This is a genomic window from Allochromatium humboldtianum (genome assembly GCF_013385175.1).
Taxonomy (GTDB): domain Bacteria; phylum Pseudomonadota; class Gammaproteobacteria; order Chromatiales; family Chromatiaceae; genus Thermochromatium; species Thermochromatium humboldtianum.
In genome coordinates this window covers 122,690-140,004 of sequence record NZ_JABZEO010000009.1, presented here as the reverse complement: position 1 = coordinate 140,004, position 17,315 = coordinate 122,690, and the positions used below count along the sequence as shown (strand labels likewise).

The following is a 17,315-nucleotide window of genomic DNA, read 5'->3' as shown; positions in this document are numbered from 1 at the left end:
CGGGTGAAGGATATGGCGGATTCGTGGCGACGCGACGGCGACGCCCCTCGGCGCGCGCGGCTCGTCGAGGGGCGTCGGGGTCTCTGGGGGTATCAGGCGCGGGCGCGTTTCGCGCGGGGGTTGCGACGGACGAAGGTCATGCCGACGAGGGCCGAGACGAACATCCAGAGCGCGCCGGGCAGCGGAACCGCCGGCGAGTCAGCGGCCAGCGACTTTCGGTCGTATTTCATGTAATTCATGGCATAGGTCTCCTTGAGCGCGGGCCTGTCGCCATGGGTCATGACGATTTCGTCGAAGACGTTCTCCGAGACGAGACCCCAGAAACCCGTGCCGCCCTTGAAGTAAGCGACCTCCGTGCTGAAGACCGTCTTGCCGCCGTGATTGAAGGTCATAAGGATACTGGTGCCCTTGCTGGCGGGCAGGATGTCGAACAGGGCGCCGAAACTCGTGACGTCGATGTCGAAGCGGATCGTCGTCCTGGCCAGACCGCCCGGACTGCCGTGCTTGGTCAGCACGTCTCGCCATTGGCCTTCCTCGGGACCGAAATTGAGGCTGTTGGACTTCAGCAGGCCGCTCGTCTCAATGGTCCAGGGGCCGCGCTCGATACGTCCGATTCCGGTCTTGGATTCGATGTTCTGCAAACCCTTGGCCAGGGCGGAGTCCTCGAAGTCCTCTGTCGTCCAGTTGACGACGCGTTCATCCCACTGAGTTTCATCGTTGAAGACATCGAATGTGGCCGCTGAGGCGCCTGTCGCCGTCAGTGCCGCAGTCAAGGCCGTCAGCAGAATCGTCTTTTTGCGCATGACACCATCCCCTGTCGTGGCCCCTGACGCCGTGCGCCGGACCCAGTGTTCAATGAACTTGCAAATAATTAAGCAAGAATTGCTCCAGTATTTACTGATTTGATTCGAAACGATTTACTCGGCGCCAGAGTAGCGGATTTGTCCCATGCGTAAAGTGTCCGGGGTCACAAAAATGTGACATCTTAAACGTGGCTGCTGTCGTGACCTGTGCCCATACTGGAGTCGCGGCAGCCAAAACCGATGCATTCATAACGTTTTTGCATCCCACTTTTCGTCGCCGACCGCGCGACCAGTCTCTGCGCGACTTCGCGCCCGACACACGCCCCTTCCGCTCGAATTGTCCAACTGTCATACTGGGTTCAGCGCGCGACCGGCTCGAATCGACGAGTCCGCCCTTGGACAGACGGCCTACATCATGCTCAATACTTCTCCTGAACACCCGGATCGCCCCGCACTCGACGTGGAGGCGATCCGCGCCCAATTCCCCATTCTGACGACGCCGACCGACGACCAACCGCTGATCTACCTCGACAGCGCCGCCAGCACCCAGCAGCCCGAGTGCGTGATCGACGCCGTGGCCGACTATCATCGCGGCCATCATGCCAACATCCATCGGGGCGCCTACCGGCTCTCGCGCACCGCGACCCGGATGTACGAGGCGGCACGCGAACGAGTCGCCCGCTTCCTCAACGCCGCCGATCCGGTCGAGTGTCTGTTCACGCGCGGCACGACCGAGTCGATCAATCTGGTCGCCGCCACCTGGGGCCGCGCCAATCTCCAGCCCGGCGACGAGATCCTGATCTCGACCCTGGAGCATCATTCCAACATCGTTCCCTGGCAGATGGTCGCCGCGACCACGGGCGCGTGCCTCCGCGTCATCCCGATCGACGATGCTGGTGATCTGGATCTGGACGCCTATCGACGTTTGCTTTCGCCGCGCACGCGGCTGGTGGCGGTCAATCAGGTCTCCAACGCGCTCGGCACCATCAATCCGGTCGGCGAGATCACCGCCGAAGCCCATGCCGTCGGGGCGCTGGTGCTGATCGATGGGGCGCAGTGGGTCGCGCACGGCCCGACCGACGTCCAGGCGCTCGACGCCGATTTCTATGTATTCTCCGGCCACAAGCTCTATGGACCGACCGGCATCGGCGTGCTCTACGGCAAGCGCCGGCTGCTGGAGTCCATGCCGCCCTATCAGGGCGGGGGCGACATGATCGAGCGCGTCACCTTCGAGCACACCACCTATGCCGGACTGCCAAACCGCTTCGAGGCCGGCACGCCGCACATCTCGGGCGCGGTCGGGCTGGCGGCGGCCATCGACTGGGTCGAGTCGATCGGACTGGAGGCCATCGGCGCGCACGAGCAGGCGCTATTGCATCAGGCCACCGGACGGCTGGCGCAGATTCCGGGGCTTACGATCAAGGGCACGGCCCGGCACAAGAGCGGCGTCGTCTCCTGGGTGATGAACGATCCGCCGATCGCCACCCTCGACATCGGCACCGCGCTCGATCTGCGCGGCATCTGCATCCGCACCGGGCATCATTGCTGTCAGCCGCTCATGGACCGGCTGGACGTGACCTCGACGGCGCGCGCCTCCTTCGGCGTCTACAATCGCCCGGACGAGGTCGAGGCGCTCGCCGAGGCGCTGAGCGAGATCCGCGCCTCGGCGAGTCGTCAGCGGCACGCATCGGGCGCGTCTCAGGTGACATTGGGAGCCGCTGGGGAGAGTGCAAGCCCTGGAAGCGGGGAGGGGACGGGACCAACCCTGAGCTACCCGGCCGCCGTGGCCGATTCCCCGCGAGCCGCCGCCGACGAGATCGCCGAGGTCTTCGAACTGCTGCCCGACTGGCCGATGCGCCATCAGCACATCATCGACCTGGGCGATCGATTGCCGCCCATGCCCGATTCGCTCAAGACCGAGGCCAACGCGGTCCACGGCTGTCAGAGTCAGGTCCACATCGCCGCGCGGGTGCGGCCCGGAACCACGGATGTCATCGAGTTCCTGGCCGACAGCGACGCGAACATCGTGCGCGGTCTGATCGCGCTGCTCCAGCAGCTCTACTCAGGGCAGCGGGCGTGCGACATCCTGGCGTTCGATGTCGAAGCGTTCTTCAAACAGATCGGACTCGACCAGCATCTGAGCCTGACACGGCGCAACGGACTGGAGGCGATGGTGCGGCGTGTGCGTCAGTTGGCGGGGTCGATTTCGGATTGATGAGGCGGGGAAGCGGATGTTGAACCGCCAGGGCGCGAAGGACGCTAGGGATGGCGATGCCCGGCTTCGCGCCTCGACGGTTGCGGGGGTTAGTAACCGCCCTTGCGCTTGACGGCCGGCAGCCCGGCGATCTTGGTGCCCTGCTTGGTGGGCGCCAGCGGGAAGAGCAGGTAGAGATCCTTGCTGGTGGGTTTGGTGCCCCACATCTTGCCCATGTCCTTGAGCACCACGCGCTCCATCGGCTGGTTCTGGCCGTTGTTGATGTATTCGTCGCGCAGATAGTTGATCACGTCCCAGTGCTTGTCGGTCAGCTCGATACCTTCGATCTCGGCGAGCTTGCGGGCGACGTCCTCGTTCCAGTCGGCGTGGTTCTCCAGATAACCTGTATCCGTCGTGGCGATGGTGCGGCCGTTGACCTCGATGGCCATGTCTTGCTCCTCTCTGTCATCAGAATTGTCGTGTGGTTGGCCTAGATAGCGGCATTGCCTGCCGTTCTCAATTCAGAACATTCGAATTCTATGATGCTGAATGGCAGGACGTCATCAGTTCCTCCGCGAGAAACCCCGTCCTTCAGGGCGGGGAGGGATAGCGGCCACGACAGTGCAGCCGCCGGAAACAGGTGCAGGCTTTCCACCTGCCGGGCCGTGAGGCTCTGCCCGTAAGGGCCTGGTGACGGACGACGCCTCGCGGCGTGGTCGCTCCCCTCGCCAATGTGCGCCACCGGCTCCCACCGGGCGGCGGCGACCCGAACCTTCGACGCTTTGCCTTTCGTCAGCGTGATCCGGGCCTTTCAGAGCGGCGGACTGAGGAAGCATCCGCCGGTGAGTCTTAACGACCTGTGGCGCACGTAGCCCCTTTCGACCCTCCTGGTCAGGCGGGCTGAGGCTGGTCAACCCAGCTTGCTCTCACAAGCTCCGCCCTTCAGGGCGGGGTAGTTGACCCGGTTTGCCAGGGATTGATGACCCGAACGCCCGGCAACGCGAAATCATCCAGGTTGCGCGTGACCAGCGTCAGGCCATGTTCGAGGGCCGTTGCAGCCAACAGGCTGTCGATAGCGGGAAGCGGGCGGCCCGCCTCGGCGCACAATCGCCCCCAGCGATCCGCCACACGCGCACCGACATCGAGAATGCGACTGGAGAAATAGCGCGGAACTTCGGTGTCCAGCCAGGCGGAGAAGGACGTCTTGCGCGCGCCTTCCGGCATCGCCGCGATCCCCTTGCGCAGTTCGCCCAGCGTGAGCACGGACAGATAGAGCGAGGTCGCTGGCTGATCGGCGAACCAGCGCTCCACGTTGGCATTGGGCTGGCGCTTCTTCAGCTCCGAGAGCGCGTTGGTGTCGATGAGGTAGCTCACAGTTCGATCTCGCGTGTCAGGCTGGGATTGCGCGCAAAATCGAGGTCATCGGCGCCATACAGCGGCGAGCGGCGCATGAATTCAACCAATGATTCGCGCGGCTTGGTCAGGTGGTCGTAGTCCTCACGCGACAGCACCACGACGGCCGGCTCGCCGCGCAATGTGATCTCCTGTGGCTCGTGTTCGAGCGCCAAGCGCACGACTTCGCTCAGACGCGCCTTGGCGTCTTGTAAGGCCCATTCACGCATCATCGCCTCCAGTATCAGACTAGTCTGTCTGGTCAGCAGTATAGTCTGAAATGTCGAGAGGGTGATGCCTTCTCGAAGATCGCCTCACAGCAGGATCGCCACCACCGCCCCCGTCATCAGGGTCGCGAGCGTGCCGGCGAGGATTGACTTGAAGCCGAGCGCGACGATCTCGGGGCGGCGCTCGGGAGCCAGGGCGCCGAGTCCGCCGATGAGGATGCCGAGACTGCCAAGATTGGCGAAGCCGCACAGCGCATAGGTCAGGATGATCCGGCTGCGCTCGCCGAGCGCTTCGGGCGGCAGCGCGGCGAGCTGGAGATAGGCGACCAGTTCGTTGAGCACGGTCTTGACGCCCATGAGCGCGCCGGCGGTCTGGGCCTCGGACCAGGGAATGCCGATCAGCCAGACCACCGGCGCCATCAGCCAGCCGAGCAGCCGTTGCGCCGTGAGCGGTTCACCGGCGACCTCCGGCAGCAGACCCAGCGCCTGATTGAACAGACTGACCAGCGCGACCATGACGATCAGCATGGCGATGATATTGAGCCAGAGCGGAATGGCCTCCAGCGCGCCGCGCGTGATGGCGTCCATGGCGCCGTGGGTTGAGCGCTCGATCCGAGTGTCGAGAACCGGCGTGTTTCCGGCCGGCTCAGGGATCAGGAGACCGGCGATCACCAACGCCGCCGGGGCGTTGATCAGCGAGGCGGTGAGGATATGGCCCATGGCGTCCGGCACCACCGGCCCGATGAGGCTGGCATAGAGCACCATCACGGTGCCGGCGATGGTGGCCATGCCGCAGGTCATGAGTCCGAACAGCGCCGAACGCGACTGGCTCGACACATAGGGCCGGATCAGCAGGGGCGCCTCGGTCATGCCGACGAAGACATTGGCCGCTGCTGCCAGACCCAGCGGCCCGCCTGTGCCCAGGGTGCGGCGCAGCAGCCAGGCGAAGCCACGCACGACCAGCGGCAGGATGCGCCAGTGGAAAAACAGGGACGAGAGCGCGCTGATGACCAGGATCAGCGGCAGGGCGCGAAAGGCCAGCACGAAGCTGTTGTGCGGATAGACCGTCTCGAACGGTGCAGCCGCGCCGCCGAGATAGCCGAACACCAGCTCGGTGCCGGCCTGGGTGGCGGTCTGGATGGACAGCACCAGTTGGTTGAGCAGCAGAAAGCCGTCCTTGACCCCCGGCAGCTTGAGCAGCGCCAGTGCCATGAAGAATTGCAGCCCCAGACCGGCGAGCACCAGCCGGGGGCGCACGGCGCGCCGATTCTCGCTCAACAGCCAGGCGAGCGTTAGCAACGCCAGCAGACCGAGCAGCGGCTGGAGTCGCGTCAGGATGTCAGGATGGTCCATGAGGCGGCAGTGGGCGCTACAGGATCATTGCTGAGTCGCCGGCGGGGCATGGCGGGTGAGGCTGGCGAAGAGCTGGCGCGCGTCGACCGGGTCGAAGCGATAGAGCCGGTTGCAGAACTCGCAGGTGACTTCGATGGCGCCTTGCTCGTCGAGCAGGCTGTCGATGTCGGACTCGCCGAGCAGCTTGACCATGTCGGCGATACGCGAGCGCGAGCAGCCGCAGCGGAAAGAGACCGGCTCTGATTCGAACAGCCGCACGGTCTCTTCGTGGAAGAGCCGGTGCAGTAGCGGTTCGGTCGCCAGGTCCAACAATTCGCCGGGCGTGAGCGTGTCGGCGAGCAGGGTCACGCGGTTCCAGTCCTCTTCGGTTGCGCCGGCCTCGGGCAAGCGTTGCAGCAGCAGGCCCGAGGCGCGCGACGGACCCGCTGCCAGCCACAGTCGGGTCGGGATCTGCTCGGAGTCGGTGAAATAGTGCTCGATGGCATCGGTCAGACGCGCACCGGCCAGCGGGATCACGCCCTGATAGGGCTGGCCGCGCCCCTGGTCGATGGTCAGCACCAGTTGTCCGGCGCCGAACTGATCGCTCAGCGACTCGACCGCCGGAACCTCGCCCTCCCAGCGCGCCAGACCGCGCACCGTGCGCGCATGCGTGGCCTGAGCGACCAGGGTGCGGATCGGGCCTGAGCCCTGAATCTGGAGGATCAGCGACCCTTCGAACTTGATGGTCGCCGCCAGCAGTGAGGCCGCCGCCAGCGCTTCACCCAGCCGCGCCGCCACCGGCTCGGGGTAGGGATGCGCCTCCAGCACGGCGCGCCAGCTCGCGTCCAGATGGACCAGATTGCCGCGAATGCCGGCGTGTTCGAAGAGAAAGCGTGAGAGTGTATCCGAGTCGTTCATGTTTGGAGTGCGTTCAATCTGTAATCGTGCAACAACCGGCAGCGCTTACCCACCCTCTCCAGCGAGGGAGGTGAGGGGACTCTGATAGGTCGCCTCGAAGACCGTCTCTGTGAGCCAGTGCTTGAAGTTCGGATTATCGCTGAATTGCTTGAAAAGTTCGGTATGGTCGGCGAGCAGTTCCAGCACCACGCGGTTGAGCGCCTTGTCGTGCTCCAGCTTGGCGTTCTGCTTGTCGGAGTTCGCCTGCGCGTTCCGGTACGCCTTGTCCTGCGCCACACGCGCCGGGATCTCCACGGCGATGACCTTGCGGATCTTGTCCTCGTCCTTCCACTCGATGTTTCCGAAGAGGTCGTTGAAGGTCTTGATGATCGCGGAGAGCCTGTCGATGTCTGCCTCGCCCTTGCCGCCTCCACCGCTGGGCGGCACCGGCTCGACTGAGGCATCCGCGTCGTCCATCGCCATCTTCAGCGCCGCGTTCGCCTCCACTCGGTAGCTGTCCATGTCGATGGTCTCCAGCACCCCTTTGGAGAGGTCTTCCTCCTTGGGCGCGGGCAGCTTGGGGATGAGGAAGTTCAGGAAGATCGACAGCTTCTCCCACGTCGGGTGGCCATAGCTCAGGATCGCGGCAAGAAAGCCGTAGCTGCGCACGAAGGCCTTGGCTTTGCCCTTGAACTTGACCTGATCGTCCTCGCCGAGCTTGTCCGTGTACTCGGCCACACAGGCATCGAGGATGGGGTCGAGTTTGTCCCGGTCAGCGCCGCTCAAGTACAGCGCCACCAAGTCTTCCACTTGCTGCCGGCTGTACACCTGCTGCCCGTCGAGTTCAGCCTTCAGATCGTGCAGCTTGTTGGCGTCGGTTTCGCCGGTCTGGATGGTGGCGCGGTAGTAGTCCTGAAACGCCGCCTTCACCGCCTCGGCGTTGTCGGCGAAGTCGAGCACGAAGGTGTCGTGCTTTTGCGGGTGCGCACGATTCAGGCGTGACAGAGTCTGCACCGCCAGCACGCCCGCCAGCGGCTTGTCCACGTACATCGTGTGCAGCAAGGGCTCATCGAAGCCGGTGACGAACTTGTTGGCGACGATCAGGAAGCGATACGGGTCTTGTTTGAGATTGGCCGGAATGTCCTTGCTCGGAAACCCGTTCAGATCGGCTTCGGTCTTCTTCTCGCCCGCGATCTCGAAATCACCCGAGTACGCCACGATGGCCTTGTACGGGCTCTTGATGTCATCCAGATAGTCCGACACCTCGCGCCAGTAGTCGATGGCCCGCGCGATGCCGTTGCACACGATCATGGCCCGCGCCTTGCCGCCGATCTTCTGTTTGCCCGCGACCTGTGCGATGAAGTGATCGACCATGATCTCGGCCTTGCGGCGGATGGCCTTGTCGTGCGATTCGACGTAGCGGCGGATTTTCTTCAGCGCCTTCACTTTGTCGAATACCGGGTCGTCCTCCACCGTTTTGGCCACTTGGTAGAAGCTGTCGTAGGTGGTGTAGTGCTCCACCACGTCGAGGATGAACTTCTCCTGGATGGCCTGCTTGGTGGTATAGGTCAGTTCTTTGGGCGAGCGGAACTGCACCGTGTCGCCGACGAGGAACTTCTCGCCGAACAACTCCAGCGTCTTGTTCTTGGGTGTGGCGGTGAACGCAAAGTAGCTGGCGTTGGCCAGAAGCTTGCGCGAGGCGATGCGCTGCTCGATTTCCGCGTTGACCGCATCCTGCGTGCTGTCCTCCTCGAACGCCTCCTCGACCACCTTGCCGCCGAGGGCTTCGTGCATCCGTGCCGTGGTCTTGCCGCCCTGGCTGGAATGCGCTTCGTCGATCAACAGCGCGAAGCGCTTGCCTGAGAGGTCGCCCAGCTCGTCGAGGATGAACGGGAATTTCTGCACCGTGGTGACAATGATCTTCTTGCCCCGGTGCAGGTACTCGCGCAGTTCCTGCGCGTTGTCGGAGTGGCCGAAGATCGACGCCACATGGTCGTAACCCTTGATGGTGCGGGCGATCTGCGTGTCCAGCGCGCGCCGGTCGGTGATGACGATGATGGAGTCGAACTGCGCCGTCATCGGGTCGTCCTTGCGGCGCAGCTCCACCAACTGGTGCGCCAGCCAGGCAATGGTGTTGCTCTTGCCGCTGCCTGCCGAATGTTGAATCAGATAGCGCTTGCCCACCCCATCGGTATGGGCGCGGCGCAGCAGGGCACGCACCGTGCGCAACTGATGGAAGCGCGGAAAGATCTGCTTGCGCTTCTTGCGTTTCTTGCCTCTGGCGTCCGCTTCTTCCTCCTCCACCACCTGCGCGTAACTCTCGATGATGTTGGCCAGCGATTCGCGGGTCAGCACCTGCTTCCACAGGTAATCGGTCTTCAGACCCTCCGGGTTGGGCGGGTTGCCCGCGCCGCTGTTCCAGCCCTGGTTGAACGGCAGGAACCACGACGCCTTGCCCTTCAGTTCGGTGCAGAAAGCCACTTCGGCGTCGTCCACGGCCATGTGCGCCATGCAGCGCCCCGGCTGGAACAGCAGCTCCTTCGGGTCGCGCGTGGTCTGGTACTGGACGATGGCGTCGGCCAGGGTCTGCTTGGTCAGCGAGTTCTTCAACTCGAACGTCAGCACCGGCAGGCCGTTGATGAAGATCACCAAGTCCAGTGCGTTGCCGGAATCGTTGCTGTAGCGCACCTGCCGGGTGACGCTGAAAATGTTCTTGCCGAAGGCGTCCGCTGTGGCCGCATTGCCCGGCGTGGGCAGCAGCTTGTAGAGATCGACGTGTACCGGCCCATGACTGACGCCCTTGCGCAAGACATCGACCACGCCGCGTTTGGTGATCTCGCCCTGCAGCCGATGCAGGAACTGGGTGCGCTTGATGCCGTCCGCCGCCAGTTCCAGCGTGTCCACCGCCTTGGGCTGGGTGGCCTGCAAGAAGGCCAGCAACTGCGCCACATCCAGCGCCACGTCGCGGTTGTAGTCGCTGGCCCGGCCCAGGACATAACCGCCCGGCGCATACACCGGCCCCGGCTCCTGCGCTGCATTGGTCGCAACGGCTGAATGCTCGCTGATGCCCGCCAGATGGCGCACGATCAGCCTTTCCAGTTCTTTTTCACTGGTGTCGGTGGGCTTCATTCGCTGGCCCCCCGCTTCTCGTTCGACAACATGCCCCGCGCCGCGCGTTCGCGTGCAAGCTCCACAGCGCGGTGCAACTGCGCCTGCAACACCTTCATGTCTGGGATGTGCGCCAGATACTCTGCTACGCGGATGTTGGACGCTTCCATGTCCATCAACTGCACCTGTTCGGCGTCCTTGCTGGCGCACAGAATCAGCCCGATGGGCGCTTCCTCGCCTGCGGCGCGGTCGTACTGGTCAAGCCAGCGCAGGTAAAGCTCCATTTGCCCCTTGTGCGCGGGCTGGAATTTCTCCAGCTTTAGCTCCACCGCCACCAGTCTTTTCAGGTGGCGGTGATAGAACAGCAGGTCGAGGTAGAAGTCGTCCGCGCCGACACTGATGCGTTTCTGCCGCGCCACGAAGGTGAAACCCACGCCCAGCTCCAGCAGGAAGCGCTCCATCTCCCGCAGGATGGCGTCCTCCAGATCACGCTCGCTGTAGTCCTGCGGCAGGCCCAGAAAGTCCAGCATGTAGGGGTCGCGGAACACCAGGTCTGGGGTCATCTGGCCGCCGTCGCGCAGGTGGCTGATTTCCGCTTTCACCACCGCTTCGGGTTGTTTGGCGATGGCCGTGCGCAAATACAACTGGCTGCCGATGCGCTCGCGCAGGGTGCGCACGCTCCAGCGCTCGACGCGGCACAACTCGGCGTAGTACTCGCGCTCCAGCGGCTGTTTGAGCGGCAGGATTTCGATGAAATGGCTCCAGCTCAAATGTCGCGACAGCGATACGACAATTTCCTCGTCCGGAAACACCTCGGCAAATTTGGCCATGCGGGTTAATGCCGACATGTTGAAGCCCTTGCCGTAGTCCTTTGCCAATTCTTGCGACAGTGTCGCAAGAATCTCCTTGCCATACCCTGCGCGTGTCTCCTTCAAAACCTCGCCCCGGATGCGCTGCCCCACATGCCAATACAGCATGGTCAGCGTGGCATTGGCGGTCTGCGCAACGTGCTGGCGAGCAGACTCGATCAGGTCACGCAGTTCGGCAAGCAGTGCGTTCGAGGCCACAGCAGATTCAGTCTTCTTCCCCATCGCCATCTTCCTCTCCTTGCGGTGCACGGTTCTCGATCAAGGCCCGTTCGCGTTGCAGTTCGCGCTGCAACTCCTCCTCGCTGGGCAAGGTCAGCCGGTAGCGCGAGGCGAAAAGCTGCTGGCTGTCTTGCAGCACGGAATAGCGGGCGACGGCCTCGTTCTTCTCCGAGCACAGAATCAGGCCAATCGTGGGGTTATCGCCGTCGATACGGCGTTGCTCCTCATACATCCGCACATAGCCGTCCATCTGGCCGATGTCTTGATGTGTCAGCTCGCCAATCTTCAAATCCACCAGCACGAAGCATTTGAGCAGGTAATTGTAGAACACCAGATCGACATAGAAATCCTTGTCCTCGAAACGCAGCCGCTGCTGCCGCGCCACGAAGGAAAAGCCCCGTCCCAACTCCAGCAAAAACTGCTGCAAGCGGGTGATGATGGCGTCTTCAAGCTGGCTTTCACGCAGGCGCGGCACGTCCGGCAGGTCAAGGAACTCCAGCACATAAGGGTCTTTGAGCACGTCGATGGGGCGTAGCAGATCCGCATCGCTGCGCGCTTCGGCCAGCATTCCCGCCTTGTCGCTGCCGGCGAGCAGGCGTTCGTAGTACAGGCTGTTGATCTGCCGCTCCAGGTCGCGGCGTGACCACTGGGCGCGCACGCACTCCTGCTCGTAGAAGCGCCGCGCCTCGGGCTTGTCCACGCGCATGAGCGCCCGGTAGTGCGACCAGCTCAACTGGGGGTCGAAGGCGGGCCATTCGCCGCCCGGCGGGTGACTCACTGGCAAGTCCAGGGATTCGCTACCCACCGGGTAGCGAATTGGAGCCGCCGATTCTCTACTCGGCGGGGAGAGAATCCGGTCGGCATAGACCAGATAGAACTGGCGAAAATTCTTCAGGTTGGCCGCCGAAAAGCCCTTGCCGTAACGTGCCGTCAGTTGCTCCGCCAGCTGTGCGATGAGCGTTTGACCGTAGGCGGCGCGTTGCTCGCCGTGCTGCATGGCTTCGACCAGTTCACGCCCTATCAGCCAGTAGGCGGTGACGGTGGAGGCATTGACCGCACGAACAACCTGTCCGCGCGCCCCCTCCAGAATCTCGACAACACGCTGCATCAGCGCGTCCGGTGCGGGCGCGGCGGTGGTTTCCTGTGCCGCTGGCGCGGGCTTCTTGGCGGTGGATTTCTTACTCGTCGCCATCGCCATCTTCCGCTTCGGTCCCATCCTCCGGGTCATCGCCGAGCGCAGCCAGCGCCGTATCATCCACAACGTCATCCGGGCCGGGCTGCCAGCCGCGCACGTCCACTTGGCCCGTGACCACATCGGCAATCAGGCGGTCGCGGTATTCGCGGATCAGGGCGATCTCGCTCCGAGTTTTTTCGATGATGATGTCTTGTTCTGCTGTTGCAGTTTGGAGCGCGCCCAGAATCCGGTCCTGTTCGTCCAGCGGGGGCAGAGCGATTCCGAAGTTCTTGACGAAGCTGAGCGGCACGCGCTGCTGACCAGCTGCTCCCGTCATCGCGTCGGTGCCAAGAGCGCGGAATATCCTGAGCGACAACAACGTCGCCAAGAACGCCGGTCGAATTCGCCGCTCCATCGCCCTGAGCACAATGAACTCCGTTGTGCCAAAGCCAATTTCGGTCGGTAGCGTGTCAAGCAATCCGCCTTTCCCGTTCTCGAAGCACGGCGTGATTTTCGCCATCACCACATCGTTGCGACGGAAGTAGGTGTAGCCCTCCCAAACTTCCGAGGTCTTTCTGTTCTCAACACGCTGTAGTTTTCCATCTGTCGTAATGCACTCCATCGGCAGGAACGACACCGAGGCGTCGCTAAGGCGAAACGCAGTGCTCTCCGATCGCGATGGATTGAAAATCGCAACATGCTTGAGCTTACACGTTTCCCAATGTGCCGGGATATGCATCATCCAGCCGATGTCTGAATCACGCTTCTCCGTGGCGGCATCAAGACCTTGCGTTACCGCTCCCTCAATGATGGTTTGCTTCTGCTCAGTGAGCAGCTTTATGAGTTCGCGCTTGACCTTGATGAAGCGGGCGATGTGCGCGTCCTGCGCGCGCAGGTAGGCAACGATCTGGTCTTGTTCGGGGCGCGGAGGGAGTGTGATTGGAAGCGCGCTTAGCGTTGCTGGATTAAGATTGGCCATCGTTGAGCCAACGGATGAAGCAACCAACATCCCTTTGTACATCGGCGTTTGTATTAAACGAGAAATGAACTCCGGGTGCCCATCGTGCAGTGGGCGAAAAAGCACTGAGCCAGTGCCACAAAGCCAACCGACCTCAGATTCTGTGACGACCGCTGAACGCCCCAAGTCTCCACGGCGCGCAAAGACAATGTCACCAAACTGCAGTTTGTGACGAGAAAGTTCCGCCACTTTTTCTTTCGATACTCTTGCTTTGGCATTTGGCTTGATACGCCCTGCCACCAAATGCAATGGATTGATGACAGGAATTCCGCCAGAAACGTAGTCATCGCTATGTAATTGGGAGCCAAACGGGCCTGTTTGAATAAGCGAAGCTAGATTCTTTGCCCTGACCGTCGCCCAGTGGCTGGGAATGCTTGGTAACCATGTCAGCCCAGACTCCCGATAGCTCGGGTAAGGGCTTGCAAACGCCACTGCCATCACGCGCCCCCCACGATCCGATGCAGCAACCCTTCGCTCTGCTGTTCCAGCGCCAGGATGTCGGCGCGGATTTCGGCCAGCGTGCGCAACGGCGCGGGCTTGTAGAAGTAGCGAGCGAAGGAAATTTCGTAGCCGATCTGGGTCTTGTCCGTGGCGATCCAGGCGTCCGGCGCATGCGGCAGCACTTCGCGAGCGAAGAAGGCGTCGATGCCGCCCGGTTCCTTCAACGGCACCTGTTCGGTATCGCGCAGCTCGCTGTCGGGTTCGTACTCGACCATGAAGCGATCCTTGCCCACGGTTTCCAGGTACACGCCATCGAAGCCGGACTCGAAATGCTCGCCCGCCTTGAGCTTGCTGCGCTTGGCGACGACCGGCGGCGCAGTTTCGTCGCGCCAGCTCACCGCCTTGTAGATGGCCTTCTTCTCCGACGCCCCGAGCTTGTCGCCCTGCGCCTTGAGCGCCGCATCGAAGCGGGAGCGGAACGCATTGTGATCGTCGAACACGGCGCTGCCCAAAGCCTTCTGCGCCCGTCGCGCCACCTCCATCAGCCCCTTGTCACGCTGCCACGTCGAGGCGTCGAGCAGCTTCTTGCGGCGCTTGGCGGGCACAGCCTTGCGCGCGACGGGCGCCTCACTGTCATCACCGCTGTCATCGCCGTCGTCGTCTTCGTTCTCGTCCTCAGCCTTGAGCCACGCCTCGATGGCCGGCTTGCGCTTGGCGAACTCGGTATAGAGCGCCTCGCCGTGGGTGGCGTAGATCTCAGCGCGCAGCGCCTCATCGCCGGAGGCAAAACGCAGCGGCTCGATGCGTTCGTCGGAGAGCTGGCTTTTCAGGCGCAGCGGGCGCTCGACGGTGATCTTCCAGTAGCCGAAGTCCAGGGTGTCGAACCATTTGGACTGGGCGGTTTCCTGCACTTCGCCGAGGTAGAGGTCGAGGATTCGCCGGATGTCTCCATCCGAGAGTTCGCAGTTCTTCTTGCCTAGGTTGCGGCGCAGTGGCTGGAACCACGGCGAGGCGTCGATCAACTGCACCTTGCCACGACGCGCTTCGGCCTTCTTGTTGGCCAGCACCCAGATATAGGTGGCGATGCCGGTGTTGTAGAAGATGTTGAGCGGCAGGGCGATGATGGCTTCGAGCCAGTCGTTTTCCAGCACCCAGCGGCGGATGTTGCTCTCGCCCTGGCCGGCGTCGCCGGTGAACAGCGCCGAGCCGTTATGCACCAACGCAATGCGGCTGCCCAATAGCGTGTGGTGCTTCATCTTTTGCAGCTTGTTCACCTGAAACATGAGCTGCCCGTCGCTGGAGCGGGTGATGAGCTTGAACTCGTTGTTGCCCGCGTGGCTGACGATGAAGCGCGGGTCGTCGAATCCCTTCTTGCCGCCCATGCGCTCCAGATCGGTCTTCCAACTCTTGCCGTAGGGCGGGTTGGAGATCATGAAATCGAATTCGCGGCTGCGGAACTGGTCGGCGGACAAGGTGGATTTGTCCGCGCCGCCGACGATGTTCTCGGCCTCCGCGCCTTCGCCCTTCAAGAGCAGGTCGGCCTTGCAGATGGCGTAGGTTTCGTCGCTGATCTCCTGTCCGAACAGGTGGATCGACACGTCCTTGCCGTGCTGCTCGGCCAGTTCATGCAAGGCTTCTTCGGCAACGGTCAGCATTCCACCCGTTCCACAGGAGCCGTCATAGAGCGAATAGGTGCTGGACTCGATCCGGTCGGCCACCGGCAGGAACAACAGCTTGGCCATGAGCTGCACCACGTCGCGCGGGGTGAAGTGCTCGCCGGCCTCTTCGTTGTTGTCTTCGTTGAAGCGGCGGATCAGCTCCTCGAACACCGTGCCCATGCCGTGGTTGTCCAGCGCGGGCAGCTTGATGCGGCCGTCGGCATCCTTCACCGGCAACGGCGCGAGATTGACCTCAGGGTCGAGGAAGTCGTCGATCAGGTAGCCCAGGACGTGGGAATCCACCAGCTTTTGAATCTGGTTGCGGAAGTTGAACTTGGTGAGGATTTCCTGCACGTTGGGCGAGAAGCCGTCCAGATACGCCATGAAGTCATCGCGTAGGCGCTGGCCTGCCGCACTGGCTTTCAGCTTGGCCAGCGTGAATTCCGAGACGTTGTAGAAGGCTTGGCCTGCCGCCATACGCAGCGCGCCGTCCTGCTCAGCCACCTTGTGCGTGTCGAGGAACTTCTTGCGCTCCAGCACCGCGTCCTTCGTCGCTTCGAGCACGGCGTCGAGCCGCCGCAGCACGGTGAAGGGCAGGATCACGTCACGGTACTTGCCGCGCACATAGACATCGCGCAGCCGATCGTCGGCGATGTTCCAGATGAAGTCAGCGATCCACTTGAGTTGGCTCTGATCCTGCGGTTTTCCGTTGCTCATCGAGGCGTTGTGTCGGCGTATCGTTCAGTACATTGCAATCGTTCGATGCCGCTCAGTCGAGCGTCGACAGGAATTCATCGACCGCCGGTTGCAGCGCGCGCTCGCCGGCCAGCACCGCCGTCTCAAAATCGCGACGCCACAGCGGCATCAGCGGTCGGGCGCGTTTCCATTCCTCGAACAGGATGCGCGCCAGCGGCCCGCCGTGCTCGATGAAGCCGAGGTCGTCGAAGTCGCGCGCGGCCTGTTGGCGATCATAGGCGAAGCGCACGATCTTCCAGTTCCAGGCGTCGCGCTCGAACGTCAGCAAGGCAAAACTCCCGCGCGGATCGCCATCGAAAGGCGAGCCGACCGAGCCGACATTGAGGATGGGCAAGCCGTCGAGCACCCGCTCCAGCGGGCGATGGGTGTGGGCGGTGACGAAGAGCGCTAGATCGTCGGGCACGGTGCCGCGCAGTTCTTCATCTGTTGAGCGTGCACCGATGCCGTGACGATTGCTGACCATGGTGCCATGGGTAACATGCACCCAGGAGTCGTTGGTGCCGGCGTTGAAGCAGAGATGATCCGGCCAGTCGACGAGCGCGTCGAGCCGGGGTTCGATCTGCCGGTAGGTCCAGTCGGCGAACAGCCGCATCTCGGCTTCGAGCGCATCGCGCGGCGGTTCACGTCCGCAGCGTAGAATCCAGGTCTCGTGATTGCCATTGACCGGCAGCCAGCCGCACGTGCGCCTCAATTCATCGAAGCGCTCTAGACAGGCCAGACTGCTGGGGCCGCGATTGATGAGATCCCCGGCCATGACCACCAGATCTGGCCCCCAGTCGAGGATATGGCTGATGGCCTCGTCCATGGCGGGCAGGTTGCCCTGGACATCGGAGAAGATGGCGACCTTCATGACTGGCCAGCCGCCGATGCGTCGAGCCGGCGGCGTACCGAGTCGAGCTTGCCGGTCAGACGTCCGCTCGCTCCGGGGCGGATGTCGAATTTAGCGACCACATAGACGCGCTCGGCGCCGAATCCTTCCAGGATGGCGTTGGCGCGCTCGATGATGGCCAGCGCCTCGGGCAGAGTGTCGGTTTCGACCTGGGTGCCCATAGGCGAGAGCTGATGCTCGAATCCGCTGTCGCGGATCATGGCGATCACGGGTGCGACGAACCGGCTGAGACTGCTCCCCTGATCGGTCGGGAAAATGGTGAGATCGAGGATCACGGACATGGGTTCGCCACCTCTGGTGGACGAACGCCTGTGATGTCGGCGTTCGAGTGATGTTGA

Annotated in this window: 14 protein-coding genes; 1 reads left to right on the top strand and 13 read right to left on the bottom strand. The window is 62.8% G+C overall.

All coding sequences use genetic code 11. The features are described from left to right. Nucleotides 1-92: 92 nt before the first annotated feature. On the bottom strand, nt 93-803 hold the full coding sequence (locus HW932_RS14135; protein ID WP_176977128.1) for a hypothetical protein: 711 nt from the start codon (nt 801-803) through the stop codon (nt 93-95). A 415-nt stretch (nt 804-1,218) separates the two neighbouring features. Between HW932_RS14135 and HW932_RS14130 the strand changes: the two genes are divergently transcribed. Continuing rightward, the gene (locus HW932_RS14130) at nt 1,219-3,018 is read left to right on the top strand and encodes a SufS family cysteine desulfurase (RefSeq protein WP_176977127.1); all 1,800 of its coding nucleotides are present in this window, start codon (nt 1,219-1,221) and stop codon (nt 3,016-3,018) included. A gap of 89 nt (nt 3,019-3,107) precedes the next feature. On the opposite strand, the gene HW932_RS14125 is transcribed toward HW932_RS14130, so the two are convergent. The 12 genes from HW932_RS14125 to HW932_RS14070 form a co-directional block, all read right to left on the bottom strand. Next, nucleotides 3,108-3,446, bottom strand: a complete 339-nt coding sequence (locus tag HW932_RS14125) for a TusE/DsrC/DsvC family sulfur relay protein (RefSeq protein ID WP_176977126.1) — start codon at nt 3,444-3,446, stop codon at nt 3,108-3,110. Nucleotides 3,447-3,939: 493 nt separating this feature from the next. After that, entirely contained in the window at nt 3,940-4,371 is a 432-nt protein-coding gene (locus HW932_RS14120; RefSeq protein ID WP_176977125.1) for a PIN domain-containing protein, read from the bottom strand. Then, nucleotides 4,368-4,619 carry a type II toxin-antitoxin system Phd/YefM family antitoxin gene (locus tag HW932_RS14115; protein WP_176977124.1) on the bottom strand — a complete coding sequence of 84 codons (252 nt, stop codon included), beginning with the start codon at nt 4,617-4,619 and terminating at the stop codon, nt 4,368-4,370. The genes HW932_RS14120 and HW932_RS14115 overlap by 4 nt, the downstream gene beginning before the upstream one ends. An 84-nt stretch (nt 4,620-4,703) precedes the next feature. Next, nucleotides 4,704-5,969, bottom strand: a complete 1,266-nt coding sequence (locus tag HW932_RS14110; RefSeq protein WP_176977123.1) for a NupC/NupG family nucleoside CNT transporter — start codon at nt 5,967-5,969, stop codon at nt 4,704-4,706. Nucleotides 5,970-5,993: 24 nt separating this feature from the next. Then, on the bottom strand, nt 5,994-6,866 hold the full coding sequence (gene hslO / locus HW932_RS14105; RefSeq protein WP_176977122.1) for an Hsp33 family molecular chaperone HslO: 873 nt from the start codon (nt 6,864-6,866) through the stop codon (nt 5,994-5,996). A 45-nt stretch (nt 6,867-6,911) separates the two neighbouring features. After that, the gene (locus tag HW932_RS14100) at nt 6,912-9,974 is read right to left on the bottom strand and encodes a type I restriction endonuclease subunit R (RefSeq protein WP_176977121.1); all 3,063 of its coding nucleotides are present in this window, start codon (nt 9,972-9,974) and stop codon (nt 6,912-6,914) included. Then, nucleotides 9,971-11,050: a PDDEXK nuclease domain-containing protein gene (locus HW932_RS14095; RefSeq protein WP_343047368.1), complete on the bottom strand. Its 1,080-nt coding sequence runs from the start codon at nt 11,048-11,050 to the stop codon at nt 9,971-9,973. The genes HW932_RS14100 and HW932_RS14095 overlap by 4 nt, the downstream gene beginning before the upstream one ends. After that, nucleotides 11,028-12,233, bottom strand: a complete 1,206-nt coding sequence (locus HW932_RS14090) for a PDDEXK nuclease domain-containing protein (RefSeq protein ID WP_222932383.1) — start codon at nt 12,231-12,233, stop codon at nt 11,028-11,030. The genes HW932_RS14095 and HW932_RS14090 overlap by 23 nt, the downstream gene beginning before the upstream one ends. Further along, nucleotides 12,220-13,671 (bottom strand): restriction endonuclease subunit S, encoded by a 1,452-nt coding sequence (locus HW932_RS14085; protein ID WP_176977119.1) that lies wholly within the window; start codon nt 13,669-13,671, stop codon nt 12,220-12,222. Before HW932_RS14085 ends, HW932_RS14090 begins: the two co-directional genes overlap by 14 nt. Further along, nucleotides 13,671-16,049, bottom strand: a complete 2,379-nt coding sequence (locus tag HW932_RS14080; protein WP_176977118.1) for a type I restriction-modification system subunit M — start codon at nt 16,047-16,049, stop codon at nt 13,671-13,673. Before HW932_RS14080 ends, HW932_RS14085 begins: the two co-directional genes overlap by 1 nt. Nucleotides 16,050-16,101: 52 nt before the next feature. After that, entirely contained in the window at nt 16,102-16,938 is an 837-nt protein-coding gene (locus tag HW932_RS14075) for a metallophosphoesterase family protein (protein WP_176977117.1), read from the bottom strand. Next, complete coding sequence (locus HW932_RS14070; RefSeq protein ID WP_176977116.1) at nt 16,935-17,258, bottom strand: MTH1187 family thiamine-binding protein; 324 nt, start codon at nt 17,256-17,258, stop codon at nt 16,935-16,937. The genes HW932_RS14075 and HW932_RS14070 overlap by 4 nt, the downstream gene beginning before the upstream one ends. Between the last annotated feature and the right edge of the window lie 57 nt (nt 17,259-17,315).